We start from the raw sequence: 17,461 nt of genomic DNA, 5'->3' as shown, positions 1-17,461 counted from the left end.
AAGGACCAATTGTTCCGGTGGGGCTTCGATCTGATTGCCTGTTTCGGCAGGGCCCTGCGCGCGATCGGGCTGGTGACGCTCTCGCTATTATTGACATTGACGGCAGCCAGTGCGGAACGCCGTGTTGCTTTGGTCCTTGGCAACTCCCAGTACCAGCATGCGCCGGCGCTGACCAACCCGGTCCGCGACGCGCAGGCTGTTGCCGACCGCCTCGCGAAGTTGGACTTCGAAGTCGTATCTGGTTTTGATCTGACCAAATTGCAGACCCAAACGACGATTGCGCAGTTCGCAAAGCAGGTTCGCGGCGCCGACATTGCCCTTTTCTTTTACGCCGGCCATGGTTTGCAGGTTTCAGGCAGCAACTACCTGCTTCCGGTCGATGCCGCATTGGAAGACGAGACCTCGCTTGATTTCGAGGCGGTGCCTGTCGAGTTCGTTTTGCGGCAAATGTCGCGCGAGACCAGCATAAGACTGATTTTCCTCGACGCCTGTCGCGACAATCCCCTGGCCGAAGTGTTGGCAAAAGCAGCCGGGGTCAAGGGAGCGAGAAGCGGGCTAGCCGAAATTCCGATCGAGAATGGCGGCGCGGGCACGCTGGTCGCGTTTTCCACCAGTCCCAATCAGGTCGCCTATGACGGATCGAGCGAACATTCGCCGTTCACGTCCGCGTTGCTTGCCCATATCGGGTCTTCGAATGTCTCCATCACCGACGCGATGAACATGGTCACCGCCGACGTCTTCAAAGCAACCGCCGGCAAGCAGCGCCCATGGATCAATGTCTCGCTGACCACCGATGTCGTTTTGCACAGAGTCGATCTCAATGCGCCGTTGATCGTCGGCGAAGCGACCGCGCCCCGACAAACGGAAGGCCGCTCGGATGGGCGCACCGCCACCGCAAATTCGTCGGGCGACGATGAGGCACAGCTTGCGCTTAATGTCCTGCGTCAGAAAATCCCGAAACTGGCTTCGGATGATCCGATCTTTTTCGACCGACCTGTCGATTTTGGAGATCCAAAGATCGACGGCAAGAGTATCGCCGAGCTGATCACGGGCAAGCCTCTCTTCACTCCCGTGGAAGGGCTCGACAAATCGGTATGGCAGGGCAAGCACTGCAATGGCTGCCACGAGTGGAATGAGGTACGGCTGTGCGAGCAGGCGAAGAATTTCGCCGCCAACGATGTCTCCGTGCTGCGCCTGCAACATCCGCTCGGCACGCGCTTCAAGGTCGCGCTGGCCAAGTGGGCGCAAGGCGGCTGCAAGTAAGATCTGGACCTTCGGTTCGAAAATTCCCCGTCAAACAGGCGATGGGCCAATCCCCGCCTAGACATTCGTCGTGTGCGGAAATCAGGAAATGGCCGATCGAGCGATCGAGAGCCACGGATGAGCTCCACAACAGCGTGTCGGCGCGCACCATCATGATCGAGATGGACAACATTCCTTTCTGCACGAAGCGTACCTATCCGGCGGGCCCCGCCTTGTCGATGAGGTGAGCGACCGGTCTTAAGTGTGTTCTTAAGGGCGCACTTAGGAGCGGTCGATGGGGCAGATCACGGTGTTTTCCGGGCCGGAGCGGCGTCGATACTGGAGCGACGAGGAGAAGTGGGCACGGGCCTTACTTCGTGTGCCGACCCATTGCGGAAGTTCAACATCAACCGCGAGCAATCGGCCTTCATGTTCTCCATTGTATGGCTTAGACTCGCCGCATGGGACTATTGACTTTCAGCATCAACGTCACCCTGGACGGCTGCGTCGACCACCAGGAGGGAATTGCCGACGACGAGACGCACGCCTTCTTCACGCGCCTTATGGATGAGGGCGGAGCAATGCTGTGGGGTCGCGTCACCTACGAGATGATGGAGAGCTACTGGCCGGCAGTCGCCCGCGGCGACGAGGAGGCGCCGCCGGCGATACACGAGTGGGCGGTCAAGCTGGAGGCCAAGCCGAAGTACGTAGTGTCATCGACGCGAAAGGCCTTCCCGTGGACCAACAGCCACCACATCGGGGGCGAACTGCGCACGGGCGTGCAGAGGCTCAAGGACGCGACCCCGGCCGGCGTGCTCCTCGGTAGCGGCAAGCTCGCGACCGAGCTGGACCGGCTGGATCTAATCGACGAGTACAAGCTACTCGTGCACCCCAGGATCGCGGGCCACGGCCCGACCCTCTACCAGAGCGGGCTGCCCAGCACGCGACGGCTCGAGCTGATCTCCGCCAAGCCGCTCCGCAGCGGCGCGGTCGCCATGCATTACCGGCGCGCGCGCTGACCCAGCGCAGCCTCTCCGCACCCAACTCGCGGGCCTGCGGGTCAATAGGAAGCCTTCTCGCCGCTGCTTCTGCCATGGGAGCTCGGTTGATCAGGCTAGGCCTTGTGAGCAATGGCGGCTTCCCACCCCGCCCGGAACTTCGTCCTGTCCGCTAACGTGACACAGGCGCCGCGGTGCTCACCGGATGGGGTACCACGAACCCTTCTAAGAGGCTTATATGTAGCGGATGTTGAAGGACGCGCTAGGCTCGACGGTCTGCACCGAAAGTGCCCGCGCCATACCCGCTCGCGGAACTGGAACGAGGGCTGGTGCTCGAGCTATGCGCGGGAGAGCTACCGGCGGTGTTCGAAGCTCGGGAGCCTGGGGCGTCGCGGCGGGGTTGCAAATCGACAGATCGGCTTGAGGTGACGAATGCCCACCATCGCAATCTTCAGCTTAAACGCCCTTAACGATGCCGGCTACGGCGCCCCCGCCGGCAACAATTGCCCTTCCGTGGAAGACTTCTGAGCGAGCCGGATGAGAATAGCGGCGAACCCAAAGGCTCCCCAACGCAACGTACCCCGACTACGCGCGTTCTAGTGAATGGGAGGGCGCCATAGCCGATCTGACGGGGGTGGCCTGATGACAAATCGGAGCAACAGGGATGGCAAAGTTTAAAGAAGCCCTTGAGCGCGGGAAGGAAGCTCGCCGTCAGCAGGAGGAGCCCGTCGGCGGCGCGGAGATGGGGAAGCGAGATGCCCCCATGGCGGACTTCAGCGAGCAAGCAAAGGCTTGGCTAAACGACGTCGTGATTGCATCGCTGGAGGCGGCCAAGGCTGACGTGGCAGGCGAGGTGGCTGTCGACATAGACGCCGCGCCACGCCGGCAGGTCAAAGCTTTAACCCCGTCGATTCGTTTCCAGATCTACAGGAAGCGGGAATTGGAGAAGGCGCTTAGAAGAACCTTTATGGTCAACGTTAAGGTGAGCGGGGCGGTGTCCGTACTTCGCCGGGGATGGTGACCAAAGATGTGGGAAACATAGGGGATAGGTCCGACCTACGGGTCCGCACCTTAATAGCCGAACTGATCGAGGACACTGCCAAGGGTATATAGCAAGGCTGTGCCCACCGGCGAAATGTGAAGGGATACAAGCTGGTCACCACGCGAGCGAGTTATCCGATCACCGGCTCAAAGAATTTCTGCCAGACCTTCGATTCCACACGAAATCGTCCGTTGATCTCTCCCAAGTTCCCGGCAAGATGCCTCAGGGCATCGAGGGGTCGGCTATCATGGATACTGCGCCGGGAGGCATTACGCCTGAAGCTATTGCCGCAGCCGTTAAGGCCGCGTCGGACGGCAACGTGGTGTCCCTTAGAACGGCCGTAGCGGCACTCCGTGCCCTGTGCCCACACGCAGAGGAGACGGACCTCGAACTATGTGAAATTCTGATGGATCTGGCGACACATGGTGGAAGGGCCGTCCTGCTCGACACCAAAGGATAGCTAGGGAACAAATCGGATCATCGGGAGGTTCGGACCTACTCGCATGGAGGGCCGGCCATGGTTGAGTCCGACGAAAAGAAACAGAAGGTTATCGCCGATCTCATGCGACGGTGGATCACGTCAGAAGCCATCCGCGACTACCTTCGCAAGGCGCTAAATCTTCCGGTAGAAGAGGGGCTTCCGGATGAGCACAAGTCTTTGCTTGATGAAATTGATCGGGTCGACAAAGAGCGACCTGGTCTCCTCCGGTCTTCGTCAGAGCGGTAAGCACCCAGTCTAACGTTACCACGTCTGCAACGCACAGGCAGCAGCAAGGAACTCATTGAAGTGGACCAATCGTGGCCTCCAGTGGGAGCTCGTGGTGCGCTTTTGCGTCATTCATGCCTGATCCCAAGAAGGAGGGGCTCTGCGCTCATTCGATCAGAACGGGGGCTGATGTGACCAACTCCGCTCAGAATTTCTACCAAGAATTGTTTCGCTGTGTTGGACGCTTTGGGAATGAGCGAGTTTCGCCTCGATATGTATACTTTCGGCACAAAGTGTGGGTCTAGCTGATGCCGCCACCGCGAAGAGCACGGACAGCCTTCGGACGATTGATCAGTTCAGAAGGCAATCGTCAGGTTTTGCGCAAGCGGCCAGGGTTGGAAGTCGATCAAGAAATGCCGGAGCACTTTGCCGCGTTGCTAGTGGCGCTTGACCAGCGAGAGCAGGAACTGGCTGACGAGCCTTCCGTACGGTTTAATACATCGAATTAATTTCAAATGTGCCCGTCATGGCAACGCTGCCCAGAGAACACCAAGCTCGCGGCGAGCAGGGACAGCAACATTGCTAGACCTCATCTCCCAGGGCTGAGACTGGTGGCCCGCAAAATCCACCTGACGCCGCCCTCACCACGCAGAGGAAGAGGCGGAAAACGGTAGCTAACCGGCGGATGAGAATTCGATCAACCGTCATCTCTGAGCTCCACCCTCGGCCCTGTGCAGGTCCAGCCAATCCCGAGTCCTTTGGACTCTCGCGCCAGGCAGTTGTTCCCTCTCGCCTTCAGCCCTGACAGAAAATATGCGAGGCTAGTATGCGTCGGCTGATTGGCGCAGCGCCTCGATCTCGGCCATCTGTAAGCCCATTTCGACAAAGGCCGATAGAACGGCAAAACGGTCCGCGAGTGCAACACGCGCGAGCCCTGCCAGAACTCCGGCATTGACGGCATGAGCGGCAGGCAACGGCTGTAAGGCCGGAGGCACTGCTGTGCGGCCGGCGGATCCGCCAGTCCCAAGGCCATTGCTACGCCGTACCGCGGCCAACGCGATCCAGGCGCCCGGGGTTGTAGGCGGCACTGCCGCAGCCTGGCCCAGCGCGGCGCGATTGTGGGCGCTGCCCGGTTCGCTGACCCAGTTGCTGACGAGTGCGAGTAATCTTTGATCGGTTTCATCGAGCAGCTCGCCCAAATGCCCAAGGCATTCATGAGCCCACCAGACCGCAGCCCGATCCGGCAGCAGGTAGGCACAAAACGTGATTGCCTCTTCGGGAACGCGCCCGGCGAGGAGGCCGCGGCAAAACTCGATCGGACGCTGTTCGGTTGGAAGGGTTCGCATGTCCCGGGCAGCCGCAGGACAAGCCATGAAAAGATCTCGTGCCGTTTTGAATCGGAGCCCGTTGGCCATGACGCCACGCTTTCATCGAGAACCTGTCGGCACTCAAGCCCGCAGCGCGGCGCGGGTCAAGTCTCAACTTGCGGCGGGGTGATGACCGGTGACACAGCCGCGGCTCGGTATTTCCCGCAGACAATTGCTTCGGAATTTGGTATGTTCAGGGTTGGTTAATATCGGATGCTCAACAGGAGTAACCGCGATGCGGTGGGCCAGTTCACCCTTGGTGTTGGCGGTCATGGTTTTCTCGACCCATGTTTACGCCGACCCCGTCCAGAAATCAGAAGATATCGTGAAGTTTTTTGCCGGCGCGGCCGATCTTGGCAAGACGCGTGGAATTTGTGTCGGCACCGAGGAGCAGTGCAAGAGCAGGACCAAGGCAAAAGACGGACCCGCCGACAAATCCAGTCTCGACATGCTGATCAATTTCGGACTCGATTCGGCCGAACTCGACGCGACCGCGCGCGCCGAGCTTGCGGAGTTTGCCAAGGCCCTGAAGGACAACCGGCTGAGCAGTTTCCACTTCGTCGTCGAAGGCTACACCGACGCATCCGGACCGGCAAACTACAATGAGCGGCTCTCCCAGCGACGGGCGCAATCTGTGACGTCCTTCCTGACATCAAGCGGCATTGAAGCTGCCCGCATTAACCCGATCGGCCTGGGCGAAGCGCATCCGCGCAGCCCCAACCCGTACGATGCTGTCAATCGCCGTGTGGAAATGCGCATAAAGACCGAGTAGGGAACGCTGGCGCATGCCGCCGGAAACTGCGCGGCAGTTTCGAACCACAGCGGCATTGCGGGGGCAGGGCAGTCGTTTCAACGCCTGCACTCAGTCCTGCAGCACGCCGCCCACCATACCGGCCGTAGTGCAGCATCTTGGTCGGGAAATCGCCAGTCGGTCTGCGTCTTTCGAAGCCGCTGCGACTTGCCGACGCCATGCCCTGGTTCAAAGCGCATTCTGAACGGAACTCAGCATCGCCGTGATCACCTGTTTGTACTTTGCGAACTCAGGTGATGTCTGTCGGACCTCAGTGGTGGTCGTCGTCTGCTGGTTCGCCGCGGTCGTGGCTGGGCTAAGCTTTCGACCCATCTTCCTTTCGGCCCAGTCCACGACATAGCTGGCGGTCTTGCCGGTGAGAAAGGGATTGGCCTGAATGACGGCTGATCCGAGCACGGCGCTCAGTTGCGCCGAACCCGACGCCGACAGCACCTGATGCGCGCCCTCCATGCCGAGGAAATGGCACAGATAGAGCCGACCGGCTGTGATCTGATGGCCGCGCGCCCGAAGATAGGCTTCGCCCTCTCGCGCCAGATTGCGAACCATCTCGCGCGAGATCGTGGCGTCATAGCGCAGCGCAAGCAGGTCGGCGGTTGAGAGCGTGCGTGCCAGTTCAGGGCGGTATGTATTCATCATCCGGATCCAGGTTTTGGTGATGAACTGGCCGGCGCCGGTCGCCGAAGAATTCGGGTTCTTGGCACGGGCACTGCCGCCACTTTCGACATGGACGATGCGATCGGTTAGCGTTTCCACGGCGGAAAGATCCGACGCGACCGCGGTAACTGTGCCCAGCGGGTCGATCGCCGCGCCATTCTGGTAGAGTTCGAAATGCAGGTGTGGTCCGGTCGAAAGTCCGGTGGTGCCGATGTAACCGATGATGTCGCCTGCCTTCACCTTGGTGCCGACACCGCCCACGATTGCAAATTTCTGCATATGCGCATAGCGCGTCTCGCGCCCGCTTCCGTGCGAAATCTTGACCAGATTGCCGTAGCCGCCCCCATCGCCCTGGAAGCTGATTTCGCCATCGAAGGCGGCTGCGATCGGCGTGCCAACCGGCGCCGCCCAGTCGACGCCCTTGTGGATGCGAACGGTGCCTAGAATTGGATGTTTGCGGGGCCCGAAGGTCGAGGTCAAGACCCCGTTGACCGGTGTGACCATGCCGTTGGTGACCGTCAGCGATCGGACCTGATCGTCGCCTGTCACGCATGCAAACTGGCCATCGCCCTGCTGGAAGACGAAACAGTCGAGGCTTTTTGTCGTGCCCTGGACACCAACATACAGTACGCGCCCGGCGCCTTCGTCCTTGCCGCGCGGCGTCTGCGAATAGATCAGCACAAGACGCTGGTCCTCGCTTGCGAAGGCGTCCAGATCCTGTCCTCTCGACAGATACATTATGGCTTCGCCGATCACGCCGGTTGGAACGCTGTTGCGTGCCGCGGTCGAATAGATCGCGTCGAGCAGGCGATACTGCCTTTTGTGGGCGCCTTCCGCCGGCGCGCCCGAGTAGTTGAACAGATCTTCACGTACCCAAGGATCGACGCCCGATACGAACACGCCCGCGGCATTGCGCGTCAGCGTACCGACAAAGACGTTCTTGGCGTAGATCGACACCTGCATGAGGGACATCGTTGTCGTCTGACGGTTCGGCCGGTATCCACGCATGGCCACGACATAGCCCGGTTCCAGGCCGCCTCGGCCGAAGAGCGCCTTCAGCGCCTCGCCTGCCTGCTTGGCGTCGTCGGCGGAGAAATGTGCATCGAGCGCAACGCTATCCAGACTGCGATCATTGAGGATCTTCACAAACGTGTCTTCCGTCGCCTCAAACCGCTGATATTCGTTCGTGACAGTTGCGAGGCTGGTGTTGTTTTCGATCTGGGTCTTGTGGAACGCGGGAAGAGCTGCGTCGCCTGCATCGATTGTTTCGCCCCAGCCGGCCTCCGGGTCGTCGGCTTCGGCCAATTGATCGGCCGCAGGCGCGGGCTCATCCGGGGCAGGAAATGGCTGAAGATTGTTCTGCAGATCGCTAGAGGCTGCGGGAGCCGTCTTTCGTTGCGCCTGGAAAAATGCAAAATCCTCCTGCGTCGACGGTATGGTCGTCATGAATTTCTCGCTGGCGCTGAGCATGACGTCGGACAAAATCTCGATCTGTGGCGAAACCCCTGCTTGGTCGAGTTCGGCCGGACGCGGAACAACGCGGCCTTTCGTTGCAGCGCCGGAATCGGGTGCGAGCGTGATCCACATCGGGTCCCCCGCCAGGCCGATAATGGCAGGTACATAAACAGAGGCATCAGCCGGCACATCGTCGGCTCCTTCGACCGCATGCAGCTCCTCGTCTTCGTCGCCAAACGACCAATAGTCTGCGGTGAGGTAGAAGCCGGCGGCAATCGAACACAGGAAAACCGTGGCGAAGCCGGCAAGAAGCCTGCGCCAAAATGTGCGCCGGCGAAGGGCAGCGCGTGCTTGCTTCTTCTCCTTGAAGCTGGTGTCGATAGCGTGCGTCACGGACTGCTTCCGGTCAGGAAAAACGTCCAGCGCACCTGTTCAAGCGTATCGACTTCAACAAATCGCGCGGCAATATGGCCGCGCTGCCAGCATTCGTCGATGCCGCGTATCGAGAAACGTCGCCGCTCAATGCACATTTCGGTCGATCCAGTCAGGATGGCGTGGCCGAAAACGTCAGTGGCGTAGAGGTAGATGTAGCGGTTCGTCAGTTCCTCGCGGATGACGTTCACGCACTGATTTGCGCCGATGGTCCACCAGCCATCGGTCTGGTCGGCATTGTCGACCTCCTGGCCGACGGCGAGGTTGACGACGTCGAGCGTCTGATTGCACACCGTGAATTCGGCGCGCGCTTCGTTGCATGAGAGCACGGCCAGCAACGCGGCGGCCAAAACGACCGCAAGCCTCATCCGGCCCCTCGAGGCAAGCAAGGTTCGAAGCCGACCACACTGCTTTAAGGGCAGGTCGGAAGACGAGCGGGGCAAACGCGAGCTACGGAGTTCCATCGGACGCCCATGCTACCCGCCGAGCCGGAAATACTTGGCACTGGCCGAGAACTTGGATCCGTTGGCCTCGATTTCCTCGAGAATTTTGGGCAACAGCCGTGAGGCTGGCACTGGCGTGGAGAACGCAGCCGCCTGGATATCCTGAGGCCCGGTAATCACCATGATGATCTGCGGCACGGCCTTGCCTGCAGCCCTGTCGGCGGCGCCGAGACCGATCGGGATGCTGAAGGTAGCCTTGTCCGATTGCACGACCATGCGGTCGTCGAGGTTGAACATCATGCCTTTGTGGTCGATCAGCAGCACGCTGGAAATGAGCCCGCCACGCGTCACCAACGTACCGCTGATCTGCGTACCGTTCGGCACCGATGTTCGATCGAGAACAAGCTGCGGCTTTTCGCCAGCAGTCTGCCCCAGAAAGCGCAGGAAGTTGGTGACTTCGCACTGGCTCGGCTCAATGAGGCGCACGTTGATGTCCGGCTCAACGTGGAACTTTGCCTGGAAATCAGCCAGCATCTGCTCGAAGGGCTGAACCGCGGTTCCAAATCCTTCGATGGCAGCGGTCTTGTCGGTTATCGAGGTCACTGCGGCGTAGAAACAGTCGCCACCACTGAAGTCGCGAACCCACGAGACGCGCTGCGCTATATCGTCGATTACCGGGGCAACTTCTGGCTTAGGCAGGTTCAGGGCGACCACGGCCTGGTCTGGTTCTCTCACCGCCGGCAGGTCGGCCTGCTGCTCCTTTGCCCTCGTCGCATCCGCCTGGCGTGCAGCCGGCTTGGAAACGGGCGCTGCGGGTATCGCCTTCGCCGGCCGGCTTGCCTGGTGTTTGGCCGGCGGGAGGTCGGCCTGCTCTTCCTTTGCGTTCGTCGCATCTGCCTGGTCTGTAGCCGGTTCGGCCGGTTTCGCCTCTGCCTGCTGGCTTGCCTGCTGTTCAGGCTTTTGGCTCGCCGCGGCGTCTGGTTCGGGCGGCGTCGGAGCTTTTTCGACCGGCGGGAGGGCAGGAGCAAGCTTGGCAGGTGGCGAGGGCGTTTCGGTTGATGGCGTGGCGTTTTCGGCCGGTGGTTGCGCCGCACTTGCTGACGGCGTCGACGTTTCCTCGGGTTTCGGGAGCATCTTGGGCGACGCTGCCGGCGGTGGCGTTCGAGCCGCGGCGGCCTCCGCCTGATTTTCGGCTGGTGCTAACGCGGTCTCCGTTTGCGGCTTTGGGGCTGGAACTTCCTGTGGCGGCTCAGGGGTGTCCGCAACATTGTCCGTCGCCAGCGGCTTCGATGCCTCCGCCTCTGGCGTTGATGCTTCGGGGACAGGCATTGTTGCTTGTGGTGCAGGCTGTAGTGGCTCTGGCGCGGAAAGCGAGGTCTTACTGGTGCTCGGCGCGGTGGGCGTTGTAAAGCCGCTGAAATAAAGGCCCGCAACTGAGGCGAGAGCCAATGTAGCGAAGGCAGAGATTGCGATGGTCCGCGTCTTTGTGGATTTTCCAGGAACAGCGCCCACGACCGCACGTGGCCGCGCGGCGACCGGTGAGGCCCGCGGTTCGGACAACAGCGCTGGCCGGACATGCGGGACAAAGCGCTGCCCGCCCGAGCCTGCCAACGGCGCGTCATGGCCCAAGACGTTGGATGGGGGGGACGGGGCCTTCGGATCGGGCGCAAGCGTTTGCCCCGCTCGTGGCAGACTCGGCCTGTCGCGGTTTGGGGTGAACGTCGGCGGCGTTGTCCCGTCGTCCTCGTCACGCGTCATCCTGGCGATTTCCGCCATGCTCACCGGGCGGTCTCGCGGATCCGGCTGCAGCATGGCTTCAACGATGCCGCGAAGAGCGTCGTCGATGTCGGACAGGTCGGGCACGGTCCGGCGCTTTTCGATGATCTCGAATTGAGACCCGCTCATGTCGATCGGCTTGCCGCGCAGGGCGGCAACCAGCACTAGCCCCAGGCTGTAGATGTCGGACTGCTCGCTGACGTCGCCGCTGTATAGCCCAAGCTGTTCGGGGGAAACGTAGTTGTACTTTCCCGCGAATTTTCCGCCGATCAGGGTCTCACCGCCGACGGTAGCCGATCGCGCGATACCGAAATCGATGATCTTGGCGCGGTCAACCCGCCCGCCTGGCAAGATGATGTTGTCCGGAGAGAGGTCGCGGTGAATTGCTCCCGCCTCATGCACGGCGCTCAGACCCGACGTGAGGCGATGGCAGAGCTTGCGTACCTCTTCAGTCGGCATCGGGCCACGCCGGATGATGTCGTAAAGCGACTCGCCGTCGACAAATTCCATCGCAAGGTAAGGACGACCGATTCCGGGGTCGATGGTGAAGACGTGATATCTCACGACCGCATCATGCGAGAGGTGATTGAGGATCGACGCTTCCTTGCGGAACAAGGACAAGATCGTCGGGTCGCGGGCAAATTCGGGCAGGACGATCTTGATCGCGACATGGTCGCCAGTCTGAATGTTGTGCCCGCGGTAGACCTCACCCATGCCGCCGAATGCGATCCGCTCGTCAAGTTCGTAGATGCCGCTAAGCTGCGTACCGACGGCGGTGTTGGCCAGCTGCGGTGATATTCGCGTCTTGTCGTCGGCGCTCATCGGCCTCAACCCTCCGCTCTGGACAGATCAGGGTAGGGGGGGTGCCCATTGCTTCTGTTTGCGAATTTTACCAGCACAATCGTGACATTGTCTGTCCCGCCTCGCTCCAGCACCGTTTTCAGCAGAGCCTCACAGGCCGCCTGAGGTGTCGCAGTCACAACCGTGGCGCCGATCTCGGCATCGGTCAGATGCGCCGTCAGCCCATCGGTGCACAACACAAAGATGTCTCCCGCCACGATTTCGCCTTGCTGGAAATCGATGACGATTTCGTCGCTGACGCCTACCGCATGCGTGATGACATTGCGGCGCGGCCAGGTCAGCGCCTCGGCTGCGCTGATCATGCCGCGGTCGAGAAGTTCCTGAACTTCGGTGTGGTCCTTCGAGATCTGTGAGATCGAGCCGTTGCGGATCAGATAAACCCTGCTGTCGCCCGCCCATAGGCACGCAAATCGCCCATCCCTCGCCAATAGGGCGGCAACGGTGGAGCCGATGGTTATGCCGCGGGACTCGGAGATCCGGCGGATCTCGGCGTTGGCACGGCTCAGCCTGTCCTCGAAGCGTGCACGAAGATCCGGAGCGGAACTGGCAATGCCGATCGTGGCCAGATGATCGACGATGCTGGCTGAAGCAACCTCTCCGGCTTCGTGCCCACCCATTCCGTCGGCCACCACCCACAGGCCGGTTCGCGGCTCGACCAGATAGTTGTCTTCATTGTGCTCACGGACACAGCCATTGTGGCTCACGCCGAAGCTTTCAAAGGAAAGGGCGACATCGCTCAACTTGCCACCAAGCGCTTCTCAAAGCGTCCTCTGCAGCGCACTCTCCAGGCGCTAGCAGGTGCCACTTTGCCACAGGCCCGAATATTAAAATATCGAAATCTAGCGTTGAGCGCGTGACCGTTCTGGCGAGGTCACCACCAGAAAGAGCTCAAGGGATTACTTAAGGGCGCGATAGCGCCCCGTTTGCCTGGTCAACTGCGCACGCTGCGATTCCGTCAGTCACAAGGTGCCGGTGCCGAAGTATTTTAGCTCATCTTACAACCAACCAGGCAGCCCCGTGACATCTGGTTGACGGAGGCAACATCTATATATTCCTGATGTCAACCAGCGAGGTCACCATGGCTCGGACAGCGCCAAACCCAAATAATATCGGATCTGATAGTCTGCAGACAGTGTTTCTTCGACGCGCCACATCGGCGCTTGAGCGCATAGCAGCCACTGCGTCGCCAAAGGTTCTCTCTGACGCGTTGTCGGCCCCGACCGATACCGGTTCGCTCGCCCGGCTTCTCAGCCAGTCTGACGTCGTCGGGCCAGCCGTCATAGAACTCGATCCACTCGTCCCGGCCCTGGCAAGAAACGTCGAACACCGCGAAATCCTGATTGAGCGTGCGGGCGGCACCCTGTCGGCCGAGGATGCCGGACGGCCGCTCGGCATCTCGCGTCAGGCGGTGGACAAGCGCCGGCGAGCCGGGTCGTTGCTTGCCGTTCGGCAGGGGAGCGACTGGCGCTATCCTGCTTGCCAATTTGACGAAACGGATGTGCTCGCCGGCATCGCGGACGTTGTGCGGGCCTACACTTCGGCCGGATCGTGGATGGCGCTGGACTTCTTGCTCGCCCCCGACTCGGTTCTCGGAGGGCGCACGCCACTTGAGGCGTTGAGGGCCGGCGAGGCGGATTCAGTTCTGCGCATTCTACGCAGTGAGGCTGTGGATGGGTTTGCATGATTTGCGTGGATCGGGCCGCGCGCCGCGGTCCACCCGGCCTGGCGCCTCCTCCTCCCGATTGGCTTGACGATATCTCGCTTCCTATTGACAAAATAGAGGCCGGCCAGGTGCTGCACCGTATTCACCGATCTTGGCTCGACCCGATTTTTTTCGGACCGGGACGGGGCGTGCCACCGACGAACCGTTTTGACAGCGCGGACTGACGGTTCGGGGTCCTTTATGCCGGGCTGACGCTTCGCGGGGCGTTGGCCGAAACACTGCTACGCTATCCGCAACGCCTCATGGTCGGCATGGCTGGCCCATAGCGCATCCCTTGATTCGGAGGACAAGAATGCCCCATCAAAGCCTGGGATCAAACATCTAGATTTCGCGATCCTACTTGCCCTCGGCGAGGCTCAAATCTCTCAAAACGCCTTCGGACAGCTGAATGCTGAAAGTGCGGGAAGGAAGAAGGGGCTGGGTCCGGGACCGGTCTGGATCGTATAGCTGACGTCGCGTCCACCGATCACGAAGCGCGCCTCAATAGTGCCGTCTTTGCTGGTGATCGTCGCCTTGTCCAGCAACCGCTTCAGCGACCACGGCCCGTCGAAGCTGATAACGGATTCGCGGCCCGGCATTTCCGGTATCAGTCTCAGACTGGCGGACGCCGAGGCCGCGCCGCTCGGCCAGGACACCGTGCTTGGCGTGTTACCCGCCTGGTTGCTCTGGACGATCTGGCCATCGACGTCGAGCACCGCAGCATCTGCATCGCCATTCAGCGAGAACGGAGTAAAGGTCAGGTTGACCGAGGGCATTGATCCGCCCGAGGGGAAAAAGGCGTTGCGGATTTCCGCAGCCGCCTGAAAGTTTTTCAGCGTCGACTTCGACAGGTCGCGCCCAAAGCGCGCATTCTGTTTCCAGCTCCAGTCCTGGCCGCTCATGTCGATCAAGGAAGCGAGGTTTTGTGCGAAGAACCGATCCATCAGGCCGCCCGGAGAGAACAACTTGGCAAAGTCCGCCATCGCAATATCCTCGGTACCATCGCCGGCAAACGGGTAGCGGCCGTTGACCGCCTCCTCGCAGGGCTGCGTGACGGCCTGGTCGAGCATCTCGTTCAGATTCGTCAACGAAATTTCAGCCGCGTTGCCCTCAAATTCGTCTGCAGTTGCGTTGACCATTCTGCCGAGTTGCTTGGGCAGACGCGACGCATTGGCGCGAAGGGTGGCTATCTGCAGCTGAAGGTTGGCGTTGACACGTTCCGTCTGCGAAGGGACCTCGGTTGCCAGTTGCAGGCTCTGTTGGATATCGCGAAAATTCTGGGTCAGCGCATCGATCGGTCGGTGTCCAAAAGGCCCGCTTACCAGAGCCTGGAAGGACCTGAACTGAGCTTCGATGTTTGCCCCAGGGCTCTGGGTTTGAAATTTCGCCGACCCCATACCGGCACGGCTTTGCGACTTTGCGGAGCTAATTTGAATGCCGATGCGAGCCAGGCCCTTGGCCATGTCCGCAGCGCCCCGGGACTGGCGCATGACGGTGCCGGCTTGCGTCCCATTGCCCGAGTCTTCACCGGAGACAGGGTTGCGCGCCAAGGCTGTTTCCTCGGCAATCGCGGCAAAAAGCTGTTCGATCGGCGAGCTTGGTGAGGCAACGGCGGAAAGCGCGACATAGTGCGGCTTGTCGTTCAGCATGGCTTTGAATTTCAAACCATCGAGAACGCTGTTCCACGCGGCTGCGAACTCCTTGCCGTAGCGATCGAGAAGTTCGGGGCCGAGCTTGAGCAACTCCTGATCGATCCCGCCTTGCTCGCCGCCACCGCCCAGGACCCACTGGTCGTCGACGAGTGTCTGCGCAATGCGCGAAAGCTGTCCGAGATAAAAGTTGTTGAATCCGGCATGGGTGTAGAGACCGGGAACACGGAGCTTCGACAGATCGCCGCCATCGACGCGCTCGAACACAAGCTGCGCTTCCGGCCCGCCTTTTTGCGAAACAGAAAAATCGTCCAGCGCAGCCGCGTACACCGCCGACTTGATCAATGCGGACGCACGATCGGTAAGGCTCATGCGCCCGAGTGAACGTTGGGCGGCTTCCACAAGCGGCTGGTTGAGTTCGAAAACCGGATCATAGGCATCGTCCAACGCAAGCATGGCGCGCAGGTGCTTTTCGAGCTGCGCGCGTCCTTCGCGGTTGCTCTCGCCTGGATACCGGTTCTGTTCCCAATCCTGCTTCATCCAGGAGATGATCAATGCGTCATCGACCTTGGGTGCTTTGCCGCCAAGCATCAGGTAGATCTTGAGCGGTTCGTAGAGCGCGGCGGGCTCAGCCATCGTCGTCTGGACGGTCCGCTCGGCCTGAACAAGCAGACGCGACCGCAACATTCGTTCCAGTGCTTGCCGGTAGGCTGTTGTCGATGCCGAAAGAAGCCTTTCCCGCTGGCTAAGGCCGACCATTTCCTCGATCGGTGTCGGTAAGTCACGGGTTTCGAAACCGGCCGGCATGCTGCGCAACTGGTCGAGCGGGCCGATAACGTTTTCAAGGTCGACATCGGTGACCGTCGTGGTTTTGAGCAGGGCGTCGGCTGTCTCGCGATATTGGCTCATCGCCTGCGTAGTGGAGGCGATCAGCGAGCGGTTGGCCATGAAGCTCATCCCGAGCGCGCCAAGGGCCGCTGCAGTGATCAAGGCTATGATGCCAAAGCCGCCATACCTGAGGGCCGCTGCCCGCCTCTCGGTCGCTGGGTCATAGGAAACCCACCCGGATTCGGCGAAAATGACATCAGTCAGCAGATCGTGCAAAAAGAAACTCTTGCCGGTCCCGGACAGGTGGGGGCGGGAATTGTTGCCGAAACTGCGGCCGATTGCGCCCAACACCTGATCGATAGGCGTTCCCTCTTGGGTCCCCGACGAGAAGTAGAGCCCACGCAAGCTGACGTTCACCTGGCTGCGGACCGGATCGAACAGGCTGGTCACGAAATTGGCAATTCGGCCCTTCAGCGCGTAAAACTGGGCCGGAAAGCCAAAGATCGATATGCGCGAGACCGGATCAGGCTCTTCCTGCAGGCGATCAGGCATCTCGTCCGCCAAGCGGTTCGCCAGTGCATCGAATTCGGCCGAAGCCTCACCGGCCATGTTCTTATTGCGGTCTGTGGTCTGGAATGTCGCGCCCCAGACCTTGCACCTGCGCGGCTCATCGAAACTGCCGAAATAATCCATGAAGCCGGCAACAAGATCGGCCTTGGTGAAAAGCAGATACACCGGAAACTGGATTTTCAGCGTCTCGTGGATCTCCCTCAGGCGACTGCGTATTTCAACGACATGGGCGTCAAGCTGCTGGTCATCGAGGCTGATGAGATCGGCAAGGCTGATGGCCAGGATAACCCCGTTGATCGGTTGTCTGGTGCGGTGTTTCTTGAGCAATGACAAAAACGCAAGCCAGCTCTTGCTGTCGCTTTCAGCATTGGAATCCTGCGTGGTGTAGCGTCCCGCCGTGTCGATCAGCACAGCCTTTTCGGTAAACCACCAGTCGCAGGAGCGGGTGCCGCCAACACCGGCCACCGGCTGGGCGTCTCCTGAACCGGCAAGCGGAAAATTCAGACCCGAATTGACCAGTGCCGTCGTCTTGCCGGCGCCCGGCGGGCCAATGACGATGTACCAGGGAATGTCGTAAAGGAAATTGCGCTTGCCGCTCGAGCGCTTGAGTGCTGCGATGGCCTCACTCATGCCTGCCTCGAGCACCGGTGAATCGTCATTGCCCCCGTCGTTGCGGGCAACGGCGGTCTCGAGCGCTTTTTCCGCCTTTCTCACCTGCCAGACGCGCACTCCGTAAACGAGGGCCGCGGCCGCCACGATCGTGCCGATGATTGTCGCGCGCAACCAGACGGGTCCCAGCGGCCGGATATCGGCGAAGCGGATCAAAGGTCCAGCAAACCAGATCGCCGCCGCAAAACCACCCAACGCGGCCGTGCTGAATATCCGCGGCAGCCAACGCATCATTGGCGTTTCCCGCCGGCGGTGT

13 protein-coding genes and 1 pseudogene are annotated in these 17,461 nt (G+C 60.7%); 7 read left to right on the top strand and 7 right to left on the bottom strand.

All coding sequences use genetic code 11. From position 1 onward, the window contains the following. The first annotated feature begins 9 nt into the window (after positions 1-9). From AC0L2Y_RS27535 to AC0L2Y_RS27520, 4 genes are all read left to right on the top strand, one after another. Positions 10-1,263 (top strand): caspase family protein, encoded by a 1,254-nt coding sequence (locus AC0L2Y_RS27535; RefSeq protein ID WP_473560807.1) that lies wholly within the window; start codon positions 10-12, stop codon positions 1,261-1,263. Between the two features lie 440 nt (positions 1,264-1,703). Beyond that, on the top strand, positions 1,704-2,261 hold the full coding sequence (locus tag AC0L2Y_RS27530; protein WP_473560805.1) for a dihydrofolate reductase family protein: 558 nt from the start codon (positions 1,704-1,706) through the stop codon (positions 2,259-2,261). 643 nt (positions 2,262-2,904) lie between these two features. Further along, on the top strand, positions 2,905-3,261 hold the full coding sequence (locus AC0L2Y_RS27525) for a hypothetical protein (protein WP_473556558.1): 357 nt from the start codon (positions 2,905-2,907) through the stop codon (positions 3,259-3,261). 538 nt (positions 3,262-3,799) lie between these two features. Continuing rightward, complete coding sequence (locus AC0L2Y_RS27520; RefSeq protein WP_473560803.1) at positions 3,800-4,009, top strand: hypothetical protein; 210 nt, start codon at positions 3,800-3,802, stop codon at positions 4,007-4,009. 800 nt (positions 4,010-4,809) lie between these two features. Here the strand turns inward: AC0L2Y_RS27520 and AC0L2Y_RS27515 are convergent. Both AC0L2Y_RS27515 and AC0L2Y_RS27510 read right to left on the bottom strand, forming a co-directional pair. Further along, complete coding sequence (locus AC0L2Y_RS27515; RefSeq protein ID WP_473560801.1) at positions 4,810-5,403, bottom strand: DUF6931 family protein; 594 nt, start codon at positions 5,401-5,403, stop codon at positions 4,810-4,812. Positions 5,404-5,466: 63 nt separating this feature from the next. Further along, positions 5,467-5,628, bottom strand: a complete 162-nt coding sequence (locus tag AC0L2Y_RS27510; RefSeq protein ID WP_473560798.1) for a hypothetical protein — start codon at positions 5,626-5,628, stop codon at positions 5,467-5,469. Between AC0L2Y_RS27510 and AC0L2Y_RS27505 the strand changes: the two genes are divergently transcribed. Continuing rightward, positions 5,627-6,127, top strand: coding sequence for an OmpA family protein (locus AC0L2Y_RS27505; RefSeq protein WP_473560797.1), 501 nt, complete (start codon positions 5,627-5,629; stop codon positions 6,125-6,127). The genes AC0L2Y_RS27510 and AC0L2Y_RS27505 overlap by 2 nt on opposite strands. A gap of 207 nt (positions 6,128-6,334) precedes the next feature. Here the strand turns inward: AC0L2Y_RS27505 and AC0L2Y_RS27500 are convergent, their stop codons facing one another. From AC0L2Y_RS27500 to AC0L2Y_RS27485, 4 genes are all read right to left on the bottom strand, one after another. After that, positions 6,335-8,668, bottom strand: coding sequence for a M23 family metallopeptidase (locus AC0L2Y_RS27500; protein ID WP_473560796.1), 2,334 nt, complete (start codon positions 8,666-8,668; stop codon positions 6,335-6,337). Next, positions 8,665-9,075 carry a DUF1036 domain-containing protein gene (locus AC0L2Y_RS27495; RefSeq protein WP_473560795.1) on the bottom strand — a complete coding sequence of 137 codons (411 nt, stop codon included), beginning with the start codon at positions 9,073-9,075 and terminating at the stop codon, positions 8,665-8,667. The genes AC0L2Y_RS27500 and AC0L2Y_RS27495 overlap by 4 nt, the downstream gene beginning before the upstream one ends. Before the next feature lie 108 nt (positions 9,076-9,183). Then, complete coding sequence (locus AC0L2Y_RS27490) at positions 9,184-11,748, bottom strand: serine/threonine-protein kinase (protein ID WP_473560794.1); 2,565 nt, start codon at positions 11,746-11,748, stop codon at positions 9,184-9,186. Positions 11,749-11,753: 5 nt separating this feature from the next. Next, complete coding sequence (locus tag AC0L2Y_RS27485) at positions 11,754-12,527, bottom strand: PP2C family protein-serine/threonine phosphatase (RefSeq protein WP_473560793.1); 774 nt, start codon at positions 12,525-12,527, stop codon at positions 11,754-11,756. Positions 12,528-12,865: 338 nt separating this feature from the next. Between AC0L2Y_RS27485 and AC0L2Y_RS27480 the strand changes: the two genes are divergently transcribed. Both AC0L2Y_RS27480 and AC0L2Y_RS27475 read left to right on the top strand, forming a co-directional pair. After that, positions 12,866-13,471 carry a DNA-binding protein gene (locus tag AC0L2Y_RS27480; protein ID WP_473560792.1) on the top strand — a complete coding sequence of 202 codons (606 nt, stop codon included), beginning with the start codon at positions 12,866-12,868 and terminating at the stop codon, positions 13,469-13,471. After that, positions 13,468-13,764 (top strand): annotated as a pseudogene (locus AC0L2Y_RS27475) (RES family NAD+ phosphorylase); the annotation flags it as partial. The gene AC0L2Y_RS27480 and the pseudogene AC0L2Y_RS27475, both read left to right, overlap by 4 nt. Before the next feature lie 111 nt (positions 13,765-13,875). Here the strand turns inward: AC0L2Y_RS27475 and tssM are convergent. Beyond that, positions 13,876-17,439, bottom strand: coding sequence for a type VI secretion system membrane subunit TssM (gene tssM, locus AC0L2Y_RS27470; protein ID WP_473560791.1), 3,564 nt, complete (start codon positions 17,437-17,439; stop codon positions 13,876-13,878). Positions 17,440-17,461 lie beyond the last annotated feature (22 nt).

This window comes from Mesorhizobium sp. WSM4830, from assembly GCF_055811495.1.
Note: the sequence above shows the minus strand (reverse complement) of the source record. Positions and strands in the feature narration are given on the sequence as shown.